Raw genomic sequence first — 13,346 nt, 5'->3', positions numbered from 1 at the left:
TTAACTCTGGGATGTTTTTTCATGATTGAAGCCTGCGATCGCGCTGACAATGCCGATCACGGACAGCACGGTTTTGCAAATCAGCTCCAGCGTATCGGAATCGCCAAACAGCAATAGCGATGTAGCGCCCAACACAACGATAGCCAGGCCTAATAGCCAACGGTTTTGCTGCTTCAATCGTGAGTCCTGACGCAGATTTTTGGCTTTCACAGTTCTGAGCTCAGTTTTGATCGTACTGACCTCTTTCTGTAGCGAGAGCGCGGCATCACGGGTGGCCCCCTGCTGAATCGTCAACTGGTCAACTTGCGTTGTCAGGGTCGCTATTTGCTCGTCAGAGTCCTTTAACTCCGCTTTCAAGCTATCCACATCTTCAAGCCCCAGGGTGGGATAGTCAGTGCTCGGTTCAGTGACGGGCCACTTCAGGAGTAGGCCATAGTCCCCTGTCCTGGGCACGAGCGCATATTCACACCCTTCATAGATCCGTACGGGGCGATTCAATTGCACCCCATTTCGCCAGAGGCCGTTTCGACTCGGTTGGTCGCCCCCATCTTTGAGCATGATTTGGTCCCCCTCGCGGTACACCGTGGCATGGATACGAGAAATCGAGCGCACAAAGACGAGTCGTGGATCCATGCCAACAGCCACTGGGTAGGTTGCCTGGTCCCATCGCCCAATGGTGGCCGGTAGTCGGGCCAAATTGATCGTGTGTCTAATGGGCGTCTCTCGCCCTGGCCTGTACTCAAGGATTTGTAGCATTGCCATGTGCCACTTGAGCTTAATCGTCTGGCTGTAAACAGGAGCCAGCATAAAAAACCGTGTGGTCAGTGAGGTTTTTTATTTCCAGAATTCCATCACGAATTGAAATCTCAACCGCCTGATTGTTGAGGCTAATCAGGAGCGTTTGCAGCTGCTTGACAGGCAATGTTGCTGTCCCCATCGGGGCAATCTGCCCAGGAGGAATACTGCCAATCATCGCTTCTGTATGTGACACCAGCATTCCCACCAGCTCAGCCGTTTATCCTGATTCGAATCTGCGTACTCAACCCCAACGCTAATGGTGATCGGTGACGTTACGAAAAAGACGGCTCGGCCAATGGATTCCCGAATTTTGCCGGGTTCTTTACCTGGTTCAGCCACACCCACCGAGCTTTTGTTCAGTGGCTCCAAGGTGCTGCTATCCAAGATGCCGATAACGGCATAGCCTTCCATGGTGGAAAAATGGATGCGATACCAAATATCGAAGGTGCCCATCGGCAAGGTGATATCTTTCCCATCTGGCGATAACGTGATGTCGTCACCAATTCGATAGCAAACATCATTAGCGGCCCTCGGGGTCGTCGTCCACGGTATTTTTCGATTGGTCTCTTTCGTCGAGATAAATAAATCGCTCGCCTGCTCAGGCACCGTCAAGTACAGCTCTTGCGGGTTTGTGGCCTGATTGAGCAGCATCGGCGTCCCATCTGGCCGACCGATATAAACAGCACCTTCGCCATTATTGGCATCAGGGCATTGCACAACTTCCCCATATTTGATGGAGCTAGGAGCCTCCACACCCTCCACACGTCGCGCTAGGAGCACAACATCAAACTTCTTGTCCGCCATCGTAGATTAGGTCAGGGGTTGAAGGATTGTTCTCACCCACACCCGGATCGACAAATATTGCGGGTGGGGTATTGCCAATCCATTCGTAGATTCGAATTCGCCAGTTAGCATCTGCTTGCCATTGTCCCCATAAGTTGACTTTCAAACGAATTGAGTAAACATTCCAGCCTGAAGCCTCCAAGTGGTTGGGGATGGAAGGATTAAACAAGCGTGGATCTCGATACGGATAAAACCGTCTGAAGCCGTATAAGGAACCATCTGGAAACTGCTGAACGACGGTGATATAAGCCCGACCGGGGAATGCCCCAGCATAGGACCAGTCTTGTTCTATCTTCAGGGTGGGCTCACCAACAATGGGTGGTCCCAGAGTGAGCCATTCAAACTGAGGTTCTACCTCTTGCAGTAGTTGCCAGCTCATCAACCTATATGGGCGGGCAACAGTACCCCGCTTTCGTTAGTAATGTAAGCAGCACCACCACTGTAAATAAACTGATTGACCGAGTTTTCTACAGCCTCGACATAGCCAGCAGCATCTAAGCCATGCTCTTCGATGCAGTCCAACACGGCATCCACGTATTCGTTTCCATCTAGCCAGTTTTGGATCAGCTCCTGTCGTACTGCAAGTTGTTCAATGGCTCGACGCTGATCACTTTCCCCGTGCTCAGGGTTCATATCAAGCCACGTCATAAACGGATCGAGGATGTCGTGTTTTGGCTTCATGGGGGTCTACCGATATCTCCGACGCTCGCGAGTTAGGGAGACTCGATTGAGCCCGAAACCTGCATTCGTAGTTAGAATCTGAGACTTGATAGCTGCAAATACATCGTGCATATCATCGTCTTCAGCTGCTCTACCAAACGCGCAGCTATCGCGGTTTACGTTCTCATAGGCACCGTATAACTGATTGGTAATCGCTGATCGCTTAGGGACCAAAACTTTGTCTGTAGCGCGGTTCCAAACCACACGAGCAGGGCTAAAGCCATTAATCGGAAAGATAGTACTTGACCCAATAGCATCAGTAACAGCCGCTCCACTTGCAGCGTTCACATTGGCTGCTAAAGCCGAATATCCCTGAACGCTGTTACTGGCTTGAATAACATCCGTCGCAACCCCAAGGTCAAAACCGAAAGGAACGATATATACAGGCTTTTGTGGAGGCCTTGAGCCGCGAGAACCGATATTAGGATCACGAGGGGTACTGATGTATTCGATATATTGCTGCTGAGCCGCATTCAGCTGTGCGCCTCGACGAATGTCGCTGTATCTAGACATAAGGAGAGTACCGTAGAGGATCTGATACCCTTCTAACTCATGTAAAACCTTGATAACGTCAGTCGGAAAGGTTTAGCCTTTCCTGTTGTTTTTGAACGATAGCGCTAGAAAACTAACTGACCAATGGCGCGGGTAATATGCCGGTACGGTCTACCAGGATGATAGGGTTTGGCACACCAAGCACTTCGAGCGATGCATACTGAAAACGGACATCAGCCACGGGGCGTCGTCTGGGCTGACGTCGACTTTTACCATACGCTTGGTCAATATCTGGAATCGTTGGAAACGCTGCAGCTGGTTCCGCGTTGACTTTTTCATTGAAGTATGACCACTCAGGTGTGTCATTTTGAATATCAAGAACTGCCTCAGTCACTCGTCTGGCTTCTGCTTCAGTGCGACAGAGTAACTGTAGTTGGTAGCCTTTTGGCCAATCGCTATAGCTATACATGTTCCTGCCCTTTTTCCAGACAAAACCACTACCTGTTACAAAGGTGGTTCGTATTCGCTGGGCGTAGGTTTGGGCTACAGATGGATTGATGGTGGCCGGCGTGTGATCCATCAGCCTAAAGCTGATACGACCATCAATAGGGGCATAACCTGGCTCAACGTCGGTAGCGTCTTCTAAAAAGTAAAGAGTGATTTTAGGTCGTGTCCGGCGACGGACATCAGTTCTATAGTTGGTGACACCAGTGTCATCATTGCCACCCAGCAGGCGATCAGCGAACCGACCGCGCAATGTCTCAAACAGCAGTATTCGACCAATGGTCATGTTGAATGAGTCATCATCACGATGTTCACAGGCCAAAGCCATACTGCTCCGAGGTGTATTGATGTCTAGGTCACCATCCAAGTCGATATCGCGAAACCATTCTCTAACCTCGGTTCTGAATGTTCGGCGAATGGTGTCTTGAAGGTGTTCAACGGGTGAAAAATTATCAGGGAGTGGCATCGTCAGGTGGATCTCCTCGTTGAGCATCGGTTGAGATCGCAACGTTGGGGCTCTGGCTAACCCCCTCGGCGTCTTCTTCGGCTATCTTGATCGGCTGGTTTTCAGGGGCGCTGGTCGGTAGTTGATTTTCCTCATCCATTCCTGGCGTATCCTCTGGGCCAAAGGCGGTGACGGCATCGGTGAATCGCGATCGCGCCTCACCTAGCTCATCAACCTCTTGTTGAATCTCGCGAACATTGGAGGTGACGACCGCCAGACTGCTAGCGGTATCCTCTGCTGATTCGAGACCTTGAAATACGCGACTAAATTTAGTGCGGTAGAACTCCTGTGCCTTGACCCGTTCTGACATCCATGGGTAGGCGCGATCGCCCACGACACCGTATTTCTTAAGAGCATTACCAATTTTGCCAGTGTTCTCAGCGGTCCATTCCAGAACGTCCTGTGTGGCGTCATTTATATTGCGTAATGTCCAGACGATATTTGACCCAGCCTGAAGTACGCGATTGGCCTTTTGCCAGCTGGTGCGCACGTCATCATAAACGTCGTCTCCCACCACGGCTTTAATGAAATTGGTGACGCTATCGCCCACTAAACCATTGATATCAAGAGCGTTGCCATCCTCGTCTTTAACGCCGACAACGGCCAGGGCATTACTCACGACATAGCCCAGCGTTTCACCGATGTCACGACTGATCATTGCGCCATTGTGGAGCACGGTGACGAGGGTCAGCAGATTGATGAGCTTGTCTACATGGGTGTTTTGCCAGGCCTTCTTAGCAAAATTTTCCATCTCCAACAACTTCGCTAAAATAGCTGCCAGCTGAGCGTTTTGAGACCCTTGCTGAAGCGCGTCTAATTTATCGTTTAAGCGTTTATCTAATTGTCCTATGACATCATCCGTGTGAGCATTAATACCCCCATTGCATCCACAAGAACTCGATGTACCTGTTTGCGGCAAATTAGTGCCTGGGTTGGTTTTCCTTTCGGGTACTAAAGGAGTTCCTGGATTTTGTCTTAGACCTGGAGTGATTGCCAGGCCTGGAATGAGTAAATCGGTTAGTGGATTACGTTGCTCCTCTTGAATCCTTCTTAATCGTTCAATAACCGTATTTTCTTTTACGGTTTCTTTCTGCAAAGGGTCTGTACTAGGGGATGTTGTAGGGGCATTCGGTGCTATAGGGTCTAGCTCTGATGGGCTAACTTTAGACGGATTCCCCGGTATATGCCTAGCGGGCGCAAATCTACGTGTAGGAATCGTTGGGGTACCTTCTGGTGCTTGAGTGGGTTGGGCTCTTTCAGGTATTGCTGGATTATCAATAAAATCAGGCTCCCCAGTGGGTAATTGAGGGATACCTAGTGGTAAATCAGGTAACGCTGGGATATAGGGCTCAAAAGGCGTATTAGGTTGAGCTGTAGAGGTTGGTGAACTACTAGGATTACCTAAGGGTAAAGATAACGGTGTTGGCCTGGGTGTCGTCGTAATTTGTGTTTCAGGTGGAATCGGCTCATCTGGCTTACCTTGCTCCGTAACTTTTAAAATCTCCAGATAAACAAAAAACACATTGCGGTTGCTACTACCCGTACCAAACACGATATTTCTTTGTGCAAACGCTGGAAGCGGGTCTGACGCTCCTTTGGGAGAGGTAACTCCGACAAACATGTGATTGCCATCTTGACTATATTCAACCTTTCCGATCGGGCCAGGAATAGTGCTTCTAGTTTGTGGATCTCTCCAAGGTCTTTCGGCTGGGCCATCGCTATGTTCGGGGCCTAAGTCTGTCCGGGTCCTAAATGTAACGTCGTAGTTCTTACCGGCTTCTCCATAGGTAGTAGGGTCTACCAAGTCTCCCGGTACTAAAGGGGTTAGATATTGAGAAGAATCCGTAGTTTTAGGGTTTAATTTAGCTCTTGCATAATCACCCAGACTAGGACCAAAAGGACGTCCTAGCCCCTCATAAATGGAATTTCCAACTAATAGTCCTAACCCTAACGATGCACTCCCTAACCCAATCAGTGGACCGGCTCCGACACTAGCGACAGGCGTTAATCCTAGGGCTCCAGCGGGGACAGCACCTGCCCCTAATGCACCGCCAGCCGCCGTTAAACTCGTTCGAACACCGGGATTTACTGACGTAGTTCCTTTCGTATTAGGTAATAGTTGATTTCCGATTCCTCTTACTTTAGCTGCATTCCATGCTTGTATTGCGGACTGAGTTCTAGAACTTCCTGTAATAGCGGTCCCGGCATTTCTTGAAACGTTAGTTCTAGCAGTACCAAAACGACTAATATTTCTACCAGATGCTGTTGTCCCTCTAGATGTACCTCGTGTATAGGAACTATTGTTTAATGATGCATTTCTTCTAGCAGTTTCTCCAACCGTTTCAGGCCCTCTGTAATTGGCATTTGTATTGAGTTGATTCAGTCTATTACTTGCTCGATTTCTAGCGCTTATTCTGGCACTTCTAGCATTGCCGCTTTGCATATCAGGGAAATGCATGCCCCCGGTTCCTCTACTCCCGTAAAAAGAACGCTCTAAAGAGAACCGACTGTTTACCTGATTACTAAAACTGGCATTACTAGAAAATGTTGTTCCAGGGCTAGCACCATTACCATATCTGAGTACGTTACTGTTTCCGTTGGTTAAAACAGTAGCGCCTTGACCAGTATTTAAAGATGTTCCTTTGGGTGTATTGCTAGTTGACATAAGGCACAAAAGGACAACTCAAAAAAAGAAGCCATTATAGCGATTCCCGCTCAAATGAGGTGCGTCAAAATCATTGACTGATAAGCTTTATAGCTTTAAGTATGTCCCTCACCAGATAGAGAAACGCTATAGTCTAATTACTAACAAATTTCCTTGTCATAATCCATTTGATGTACATTCCCCTTACTTAGTTTTTGTTTGCACCAAATAAGTAATTTAATTGAGTGCTTACCTTATTAAGCTAGCTTACGAACCCTGTAAGTAGGATACTGGAATAGTACCGTCTAACTCTGGTTGTACTGCTGCCCACAATGAGGGGTACTGGTTAGAAGTAAAGTTAGGTTGTAGCTGGACATTTATACGGAAGCTAGCAATGTTTTGTTCTGTATAAGATCGGAACAGGGATTTGTCGAATTGGAAGACATTTAAGCCTTCGGCTTCCTGATATCTACGACCATTGGCCATAAACTCTAGTGTGGAGCAGGCCCAGACCGCTAACGTTTCTAGGTCAGTTAAAGCACTGTCTGGTATCTCAGCTCTTGAAATGGGGATAGTCATAATAGTAGGTAATAGCTTTGTACTAGAAAATAATACTCAGCATACTTATTAAATGACCAGAGTTCGTGTTAATTAAACTGAATAATTTAGACTTTGAATCCTCTATGCTTTTGATACTTTGGGTTGAATAAACTTATGGGATTGATAATGCAATGAGTTATGGACGTACTATTAGCTTTGTTGATGTGGGCAATCATCATATTGCTGTACCTGCAACGTCAGAAATGTATACGTGAAGGTCGTCCCTTTTTTAGAGCCGTTTCAAAAAACAAGGTTCGGAAGCCAATAAAAACATCAGCGCCGCAGCGTTTTCAGCAAAAAACACGTCAGCGTGCCGACAATACACCAAGAACTCAGCGGTTTAAGAATCGGCCACAACAGGTAGCAACTGCGTCAACTAAAGCTCAGAAGCCAATAAAAACATCAGCGCCACAGCGTTTTCAGCAAAAAACACGTCAGCGTGCCGACAATACACCAAAAACTCAGCGGTTTAAGAATCGACCCAATCCTGGCATCAATAAGATCAAGACTGAAACTGCGAAGGTTGCTACATCAAAATATAAAAGTTCAGTCAATAGAGAAAACAGCGTTAATCGCCAATTACTGAATAAGCTAGATAGCCTCACTCACGACTCAAACACTAGCGTTCGACTGATTAAAAATGCTAAGCAGAAAAATCCTGGCCAGTCTTTAGATTGGTGTGCTGAACAGGCTATTTTTCAAATTCAACGAGATCGCAAATAGTTTCCATAGCCTTATCTCTATGCAGATTATTTTATTTTCAAGCACTGAAAATCCTCGTGTCGGCGGTTCAAGTCCGCCTCCTGGCATTGCCGGTACAATTCCGGTGTATGTGGTAGAGGGTCGTTGCCCGAGTGGTTAATGGGGGCGGACTGTAAATCCGCTGGCTACGCCTACGTTGGTTCGAATCCAACACGGCCCACCACATAGTCTTTTGCCTTCATAGCTCAGCGGTAGAGCACTCCCTTGGTAAGGGAGAGGTCACGAGTTCAATTCTCGTTGAAGGCTTCTGAGTTATTAGATTAAGTTTTTGTGTTTGCTTTTCAATAGGTAAAGCATAGGTTTTTCATGTCTTTTGGGGCATCTATCGCTTCAGTTGGCCATGGCACTGCTATAGGTGTTCAGATTCATGAATGATCATCTGATGAAGCGTGGAACTACGTCTCCACGGTGATTGTCTCTGAGTTCATTAGGTTTGAAACTTTTAGAGCTTAGGCACACGCTGTAGTAAATTACTCCAATTACTCCTTAGATAGTCAAGCAATTTCAAGTTTGCGCTAAGGATATCAAATTTGACATCACAAGGGTTCTTAATTGCATCTATCTAGTGATCAAGAGGGTTTATAAACTCCAGTATCGGCATGATTGTTATTAGGAATCATCGTTATGTATAAGTCTTACGATGGCAATATAAAATTGCGTGCACCAGCGCTTCATGTTCAAAAAGCCATGGTGTTTATCGATGGAACAAACTTCCGATACTGCCTTAATGGATCTGAAGTTAAAATTATCAAACCGATTCATTGGTTTGGAGAGATCTTTCTCGAAGGTCGCCAGTTAGTCAGAACTTTTTTCTATACATGTGAGCCGCATTTAGCCTCACTTGAAAGTGAGCATGGAGAGGACATATTGCAAACTTCTAAGGTGGTTTTAGGATATGCAATACCCATAGGAGGCGGGAATTATAGTGAGAAGGGAGTAGACGTACATCTTGTCTCAGACATGGTCTATCATGCTGCCATGAAAAACTATGACTATGCTTTGATAGTGACTAGTGATCAAGAATTTGTTCCTGTTATTGAACGAGTGCAAGATCTTGGCTGTCAAGCAGGTGTCTTATCCCTTTTTCGACCGGTACCCAGAGAACTTCAGAATGTATGTGATGAAGCTTTTTCTTTGAGTAAGGAGCAGTTGATTTCTAATAATATTGGTATTGAAATGACTGCCCTCAGTGTTTGATTTGTTGATAACTAAGAATTAGGCAACGTTCACTATTGTCTTGAATCTGTTTCAAGCATAAGTGCTTCATATAGTAGTGAACTGGTTGAGCTTAATTTATATCTACAAGATGATTAGGCTGGCTCAAAATAGATGGGCTGGGAACTTCTATAGCATACTGCTGAATGCATATCTCCAAAGGAGAGGCTGCGCCAGCAGCAGTGTGATACACCTATAGCTGTTGTTATTCGTAGCTTTCAGTCATAACTGATGTTGTGAACTATGGGCGTCAAGCTATAGATGTAATTTTCTATACGCAGCTGAGGTCGCCTTGATAAGGTGCTTTTCATTTTATGGTTGTGGCTAACCCACACACCATGTATTGGGCCTAGAAAAATCGAGAATTCCAAGGTGACTATATTCATTGAGGCCTCTTGCAATCTTTGAAAGGTTTGTTTCTTTATGAGAAGGCATGGGAAAAGTTTGATTAGAGGCGCGTAGATTTACACAGGGGATATGCTCATAGAAGGCGTTTCTGCATATTTCACTACCAAAGCGACGGTAAACTTGTAAACAAATGTTTCTTTGATTATTTATTGCTTGACAGGTTGACGGTTAGTTGCAGCATGGTTAAAATCTTTGTAACGATAACGGGCTAGCGCCTTTGTCTTCGTCAATGATTTATGGAGGAGTGACCTATGGATATGCCAGGTCAATTAACGTTAGAGCAGCAGTTTCAACTGCAGGTTTTAAAAGAGCAAGTGCGTAATCTTTCCCATGAGGATGCGCAAAACTATGTTTTAGAAGTTATGCGTCAAATGATGGTTAAAGATAATTTAGTAAAACACCTACTTAAAAATGCATAAGTCGCTATGGTAAAGCTCAGAAAGGTATCCCCTCGAAGCGCAACCTCGAGGGGATATCTTTAAAGGGCTTTAGTCCTATTAGGCAAGTGCTGAAAATTTGGGATGGATTAGCCAAACGAGTAATGTTTGCTAACTGTAGCGTTGATGCGCCAAGTGCAACTCATGCCGGCTGGAAAGATGACTAGGTCACCCTTACCCATAGAAATGGGAGCGCCTTCATCTGGTGTAACGACAACGTCTCCTTCTAAGAAGTAACAAGTTTCTGTCTCGTCATAATGCCATGGAAATTCTGATGCCTCTTTTTGCCAAACAGGCCAGGAAAAAACGCCTATTGCATCCAGTTCGGTTTTATCAGGCTGAGGATTAACTTGGATATTGCTCATGCTGTGTGCTGCTGACAGTTGATGCTTATTCACCAGCGCCCCACCATGCTAATGCGTAAGGTTGAGCGACTTCAGAAGTAACTTGTTTCTCATAAACGACTCTTAGTTTATATCGCCCGGTTTGGGGAATTTTATAAAAGATGTGCTCGAGGCTATCTACCTCACTGACTGAAGACCAAATGCTTTTGTCCATATCGTTCTCGTCAGCAGGCATCAAGTAGAGGTTTAAGTTATTCAGTTCCTGGCTGTTAAAGCTTTCTCCGATGTCATATAAGCCATTATCATTACTATCTGCCAGTGCAACCTGACGCTCCCATGTCAGAGTTGCAGCAAAGTAACTACCTTCCTTGAGCGGACTGTCAATCACGTAGTCTGTATAGATGCTTTCTTGACTAGTATCGTTGCCAGCAGCTAAGGGTAGGGAGTTGTAGTCCCAACCTACAATCGGTACATTCCCAGGGGGCCATTGACCGCCATTGAATTGTTCGTAAGCTCTGAAAGCATTTAATTGGCCAGTGCCCAGTTCTCCATGTAGAGGTACCTTTGGATCTCGATAAGCATCTGATGCGATCCAAGTCAGATTTGACTCATCCAGTAAGGTTTTTCCCATGCCTAGGTTTTGGCCATTCCCTTCATCCATTAATTTATCGGCAGCATTAAGCAATACAGCTTTCATTACCATAGGCTCACGAGTATCCAAGCTCCAGCTTGCTGTACGAATTTGTCGATCACCCCATTCTTGCAAGAGGGCAACAGTCGCTGCTACGTGAGGGGCTGCGAAGCTGGAACCGCTACTAAGAATTTCCTGGCCGTTAGGGTTCAACATCCTAATGTCGTCTCCAGGGGCCACTAAATTAATCGAACGTCGGGGACCAACATTAGACTCTGGTGTCGGCGTTCCCCGAGGGCTAAATGTAGGCTCACTACCAGCATTAGCGTAGTCAATTTTGACAAAACGTCCGTCTACTTGAGTTGAGTAAGCGACATTGATGCCATTGAAGTTGTCGGTAGGAATTGGGATGCCACCGCCACCCTGATTACCAGCAATAACATATAGTGTTTTGTGGGTAATACTTGACCAGTCAATACACTGTGTCAGTAGAGCATTGCCATCAAGTGTGGCATTGGGGCGAGGATCGGTGGCTAAAGGTTCGCCGAAGCTGAAATTAATGGCTCGGACATCATCACTATTGCGCAGGGCGATATGCTGTGTAGTGATACATTCTTGAGGTTGGCCACTAATTTCGCCTTCCAGTGGTCCAATAGATGCGGAAAATAAAGTTGCATCGGGTGCTACACCGACTAATCGTTTGTCTCGACTAATCATGACACTGGCCACATGATTAGCATGATTGTCGACAAACTCATCTGCTGTGGCAGAACCATCAAGCTGTAAAACCTGGTTTACTGTGACGGGACTATTAGGAATCGCCAGCTTATCTAGTCCAAAAAGTCCAGGTCGTCCCCCCTCAACTTGACCAATTGCAATTTTTTTACCGGTTAGATTGTAAGGTGCCAAATGTAACCGGCGAGCATCGATACCATCTGCTCCCACTGATACTGAAAGGGCTAAAGCTGGCAAGCCACTGGCAAGGCCTGTAAATAGAAGCAGGGGAAGTAGAAGACGTTTAACCTCATTGCGATCGCTAGAGGAAGACCGGTCCAAAAGTTTCTGAAAAATTCCCATGAAGACTCCTGTAAATACACATTCGGATGATAAATAGCATCAGCTAAAGCAGTTTGTAACGATTTTGATACTAAGTTTTTGTTACGATAGTGACCATTATGGTGATTACAAGAGGCGGGTTCCCCATGACACAATCGAAAAAATCTGTTGTTATTTCCCCATCTATTCTATCGGCTGATTTTAGTCGCTTGGGCGATGAAATTCGTGCAGCAGATGAAGCTGGTGCAGATTGGATTCATGTAGACGTGATGGACGGTCGTTTTGTACCTAATATCACCATTGGCCCATTAATTGTCGAGGCTATTCGACCCATTACTACAAAGCCTCTTGATGTTCACCTGATGATTGTTGAGCCTGAGAAGTATATCGAAGGTTTTGCAAAAGCTGGAGCAGATATCATTTCTGTACATGCTGAGCATAATGCTTCACCTCATTTGCATAGCACTCTTAGCAGTATTCGAAATTTAGGTAAGCAAGCTGGTGTCGTGCTGAACCCGTCTACACCTTTGGACCTAATTGAGTATGTGTTAGAGCTATGTGATCTGGTCTTGATTATGAGTGTAAACCCTGGATTTGGGGGGCAAAAGTTTATTCCTGAGGTGTTACCTAAGATTCGTAAACTCCGTCAGATGTGTGATGAGCGTGGTTTGGACCCATGGATTGAGGTTGATGGTGGTTTGAAAGCCCATAATACTTGGCAAGTGTTGGAAGCGGGAGCAAATGCTATCGTAGCTGGTTCTGCTGTGTTTAAGGCTCCAGACTATGCTGAAGCGATTAACAGCATTCGTAACAGTAAGCGTCCGACTCCAGAACTGGCTGCAGTGTAGATCTAAAATGCAGTCTCTAAGAGGTGGTTCTTCTCCACAAGAGAAATTAAAGGTCTAAGTAAGATGTGATTGAAAAGTGTTGACGCTAGGTTCAATACTTTAGTTTCTAGCCTAGGCCGCAGTCGTGGCCTAGGCTTTAGATTATATTTATAGTTATGATGGGGCGTCCTGATAGGGGGATGACTACCTTATAAAGACCTGGTAAACCCTTTGCATTTGGGCTTAAAACGTTTCTAAGGGAAATCACGGATGGTTTCTGGTGAAACTAGCAAAGTTTTTGGGTGGTTTGGCAGATATTTTCCAGAGTTATGCTCAACACAATACTCTGAATGTCTTGTCAAAGCTTACGTACAGAGATAGATGAGAGGCATCTGCTGAGAATTCTCAGTAGATGCCCTGGTGCTTTTGTCGGTGATCGTGCTCAGTTTAAAGAATTGATGTGACGAGAGCATAATTACTCACGGGGTGACACCCTTTCCCTAATAATTGAAATACGGTATCTCACGGATGTGAGTCCGTAGCAGACCCTCTAGATTGGG

15 protein-coding genes and 2 tRNA genes are annotated in these 13,346 nt (G+C 45.9%); 6 read left to right on the top strand and 11 right to left on the bottom strand.

Annotation, left to right across the window (positions count from 1 at the left end):
• The 9 genes from SPB21_RS22595 to SPB21_RS22555 form a co-directional block, all read right to left on the bottom strand.
• A complete protein-coding gene (locus SPB21_RS22595; protein WP_499867770.1) occupies nt 1–807 on the bottom strand; it encodes an FHA domain-containing protein in 807 nt (268 codons plus the stop codon).
• Nucleotides 776–997, bottom strand: a complete 222-nt coding sequence (locus SPB21_RS22590; protein WP_499867769.1) for a hypothetical protein — start codon at nt 995–997, stop codon at nt 776–778. The genes SPB21_RS22595 and SPB21_RS22590 overlap by 32 nt, the downstream gene beginning before the upstream one ends.
• Nucleotides 970–1,602: a hypothetical protein gene (locus tag SPB21_RS22585; protein ID WP_499867768.1), complete on the bottom strand. Its 633-nt coding sequence runs from the start codon at nt 1,600–1,602 to the stop codon at nt 970–972. Before SPB21_RS22585 ends, SPB21_RS22590 begins: the two co-directional genes overlap by 28 nt.
• Entirely contained in the window at nt 1,583–2,020 is a 438-nt protein-coding gene (locus SPB21_RS22580; protein WP_163671282.1) for a hypothetical protein, read from the bottom strand. Before SPB21_RS22580 ends, SPB21_RS22585 begins: the two co-directional genes overlap by 20 nt.
• On the bottom strand, nt 2,020–2,322 hold the full coding sequence (locus SPB21_RS22575) for a hypothetical protein (RefSeq protein ID WP_499061409.1): 303 nt from the start codon (nt 2,320–2,322) through the stop codon (nt 2,020–2,022). Before SPB21_RS22575 ends, SPB21_RS22580 begins: the two co-directional genes overlap by 1 nt.
• Nucleotides 2,323–2,328: 6 nt before the next feature.
• Nucleotides 2,329–2,874 carry a hypothetical protein gene (locus tag SPB21_RS22570; RefSeq protein ID WP_499867767.1) on the bottom strand — a complete coding sequence of 182 codons (546 nt, stop codon included), beginning with the start codon at nt 2,872–2,874 and terminating at the stop codon, nt 2,329–2,331.
• A gap of 112 nt (nt 2,875–2,986) precedes the next feature.
• Nucleotides 2,987–3,823 carry a hypothetical protein gene (locus tag SPB21_RS22565; protein ID WP_499867766.1) on the bottom strand — a complete coding sequence of 279 codons (837 nt, stop codon included), beginning with the start codon at nt 3,821–3,823 and terminating at the stop codon, nt 2,987–2,989.
• A complete protein-coding gene (locus SPB21_RS22560) occupies nt 3,810–6,527 on the bottom strand; it encodes a hypothetical protein (protein WP_499867765.1) in 2,718 nt (905 codons plus the stop codon). Before SPB21_RS22560 ends, SPB21_RS22565 begins: the two co-directional genes overlap by 14 nt.
• Nucleotides 6,528–6,773: 246 nt before the next feature.
• Nucleotides 6,774–7,085 carry a hypothetical protein gene (locus SPB21_RS22555; protein ID WP_499867764.1) on the bottom strand — a complete coding sequence of 104 codons (312 nt, stop codon included), beginning with the start codon at nt 7,083–7,085 and terminating at the stop codon, nt 6,774–6,776.
• A gap of 159 nt (nt 7,086–7,244) precedes the next feature.
• Here SPB21_RS22555 and SPB21_RS22550 point away from each other — a divergent pair, with 159 nt between their 5' ends.
• The 5 genes from SPB21_RS22550 to SPB21_RS22530 all read left to right on the top strand — a co-directional run bounded on the left by SPB21_RS22550 (nt 7,245) and on the right by SPB21_RS22530 (nt 9,910).
• Complete coding sequence (locus tag SPB21_RS22550) at nt 7,245–7,829, top strand: hypothetical protein (protein ID WP_499867763.1); 585 nt, start codon at nt 7,245–7,247, stop codon at nt 7,827–7,829.
• A 117-nt stretch (nt 7,830–7,946) separates the two neighbouring features.
• Nucleotides 7,947–8,031: transfer RNA gene (locus tag SPB21_RS22545), tRNA-Tyr, on the top strand.
• An 11-nt stretch (nt 8,032–8,042) separates the two neighbouring features.
• Nucleotides 8,043–8,114: transfer RNA gene (locus SPB21_RS22540), tRNA-Thr, on the top strand.
• A gap of 378 nt (nt 8,115–8,492) precedes the next feature.
• The gene (locus SPB21_RS22535) at nt 8,493–9,065 is read left to right on the top strand and encodes an NYN domain-containing protein (RefSeq protein WP_163671216.1); all 573 of its coding nucleotides are present in this window, start codon (nt 8,493–8,495) and stop codon (nt 9,063–9,065) included.
• Nucleotides 9,066–9,742: 677 nt separating this feature from the next.
• Nucleotides 9,743–9,910 (top strand): NblA/ycf18 family protein, encoded by a 168-nt coding sequence (locus SPB21_RS22530; RefSeq protein WP_006516719.1) that lies wholly within the window; start codon nt 9,743–9,745, stop codon nt 9,908–9,910.
• A 107-nt stretch (nt 9,911–10,017) separates the two neighbouring features.
• On the opposite strand, the gene SPB21_RS22525 is transcribed toward SPB21_RS22530, so the two are convergent.
• Nucleotides 10,018–10,293: a cupin domain-containing protein gene (locus tag SPB21_RS22525; RefSeq protein WP_499867762.1), complete on the bottom strand. Its 276-nt coding sequence runs from the start codon at nt 10,291–10,293 to the stop codon at nt 10,018–10,020.
• A 25-nt stretch (nt 10,294–10,318) separates the two neighbouring features.
• Nucleotides 10,319–11,980 carry a S8 family serine peptidase gene (locus SPB21_RS22520; RefSeq protein WP_250565224.1) on the bottom strand — a complete coding sequence of 554 codons (1,662 nt, stop codon included), beginning with the start codon at nt 11,978–11,980 and terminating at the stop codon, nt 10,319–10,321.
• Nucleotides 11,981–12,105: 125 nt separating this feature from the next.
• On the opposite strand from SPB21_RS22520, the gene rpe reads away from it, so the two are divergent.
• Entirely contained in the window at nt 12,106–12,807 is a 702-nt protein-coding gene (gene rpe / locus SPB21_RS22515) for a ribulose-phosphate 3-epimerase (protein ID WP_163671218.1), read from the top strand.
• Nucleotides 12,808–13,346: the final 539 nt, after the last annotated feature.

The organism is Leptothoe sp. ISB3NOV94-8A, from assembly GCF_043421595.1.
Classification (GTDB): Bacteria; Cyanobacteriota; Cyanobacteriia; order Phormidesmidales; family Phormidesmidaceae; genus Leptothoe; species Leptothoe turfae.
This window is presented reverse-complemented; position numbering and strand designations above follow the sequence as displayed.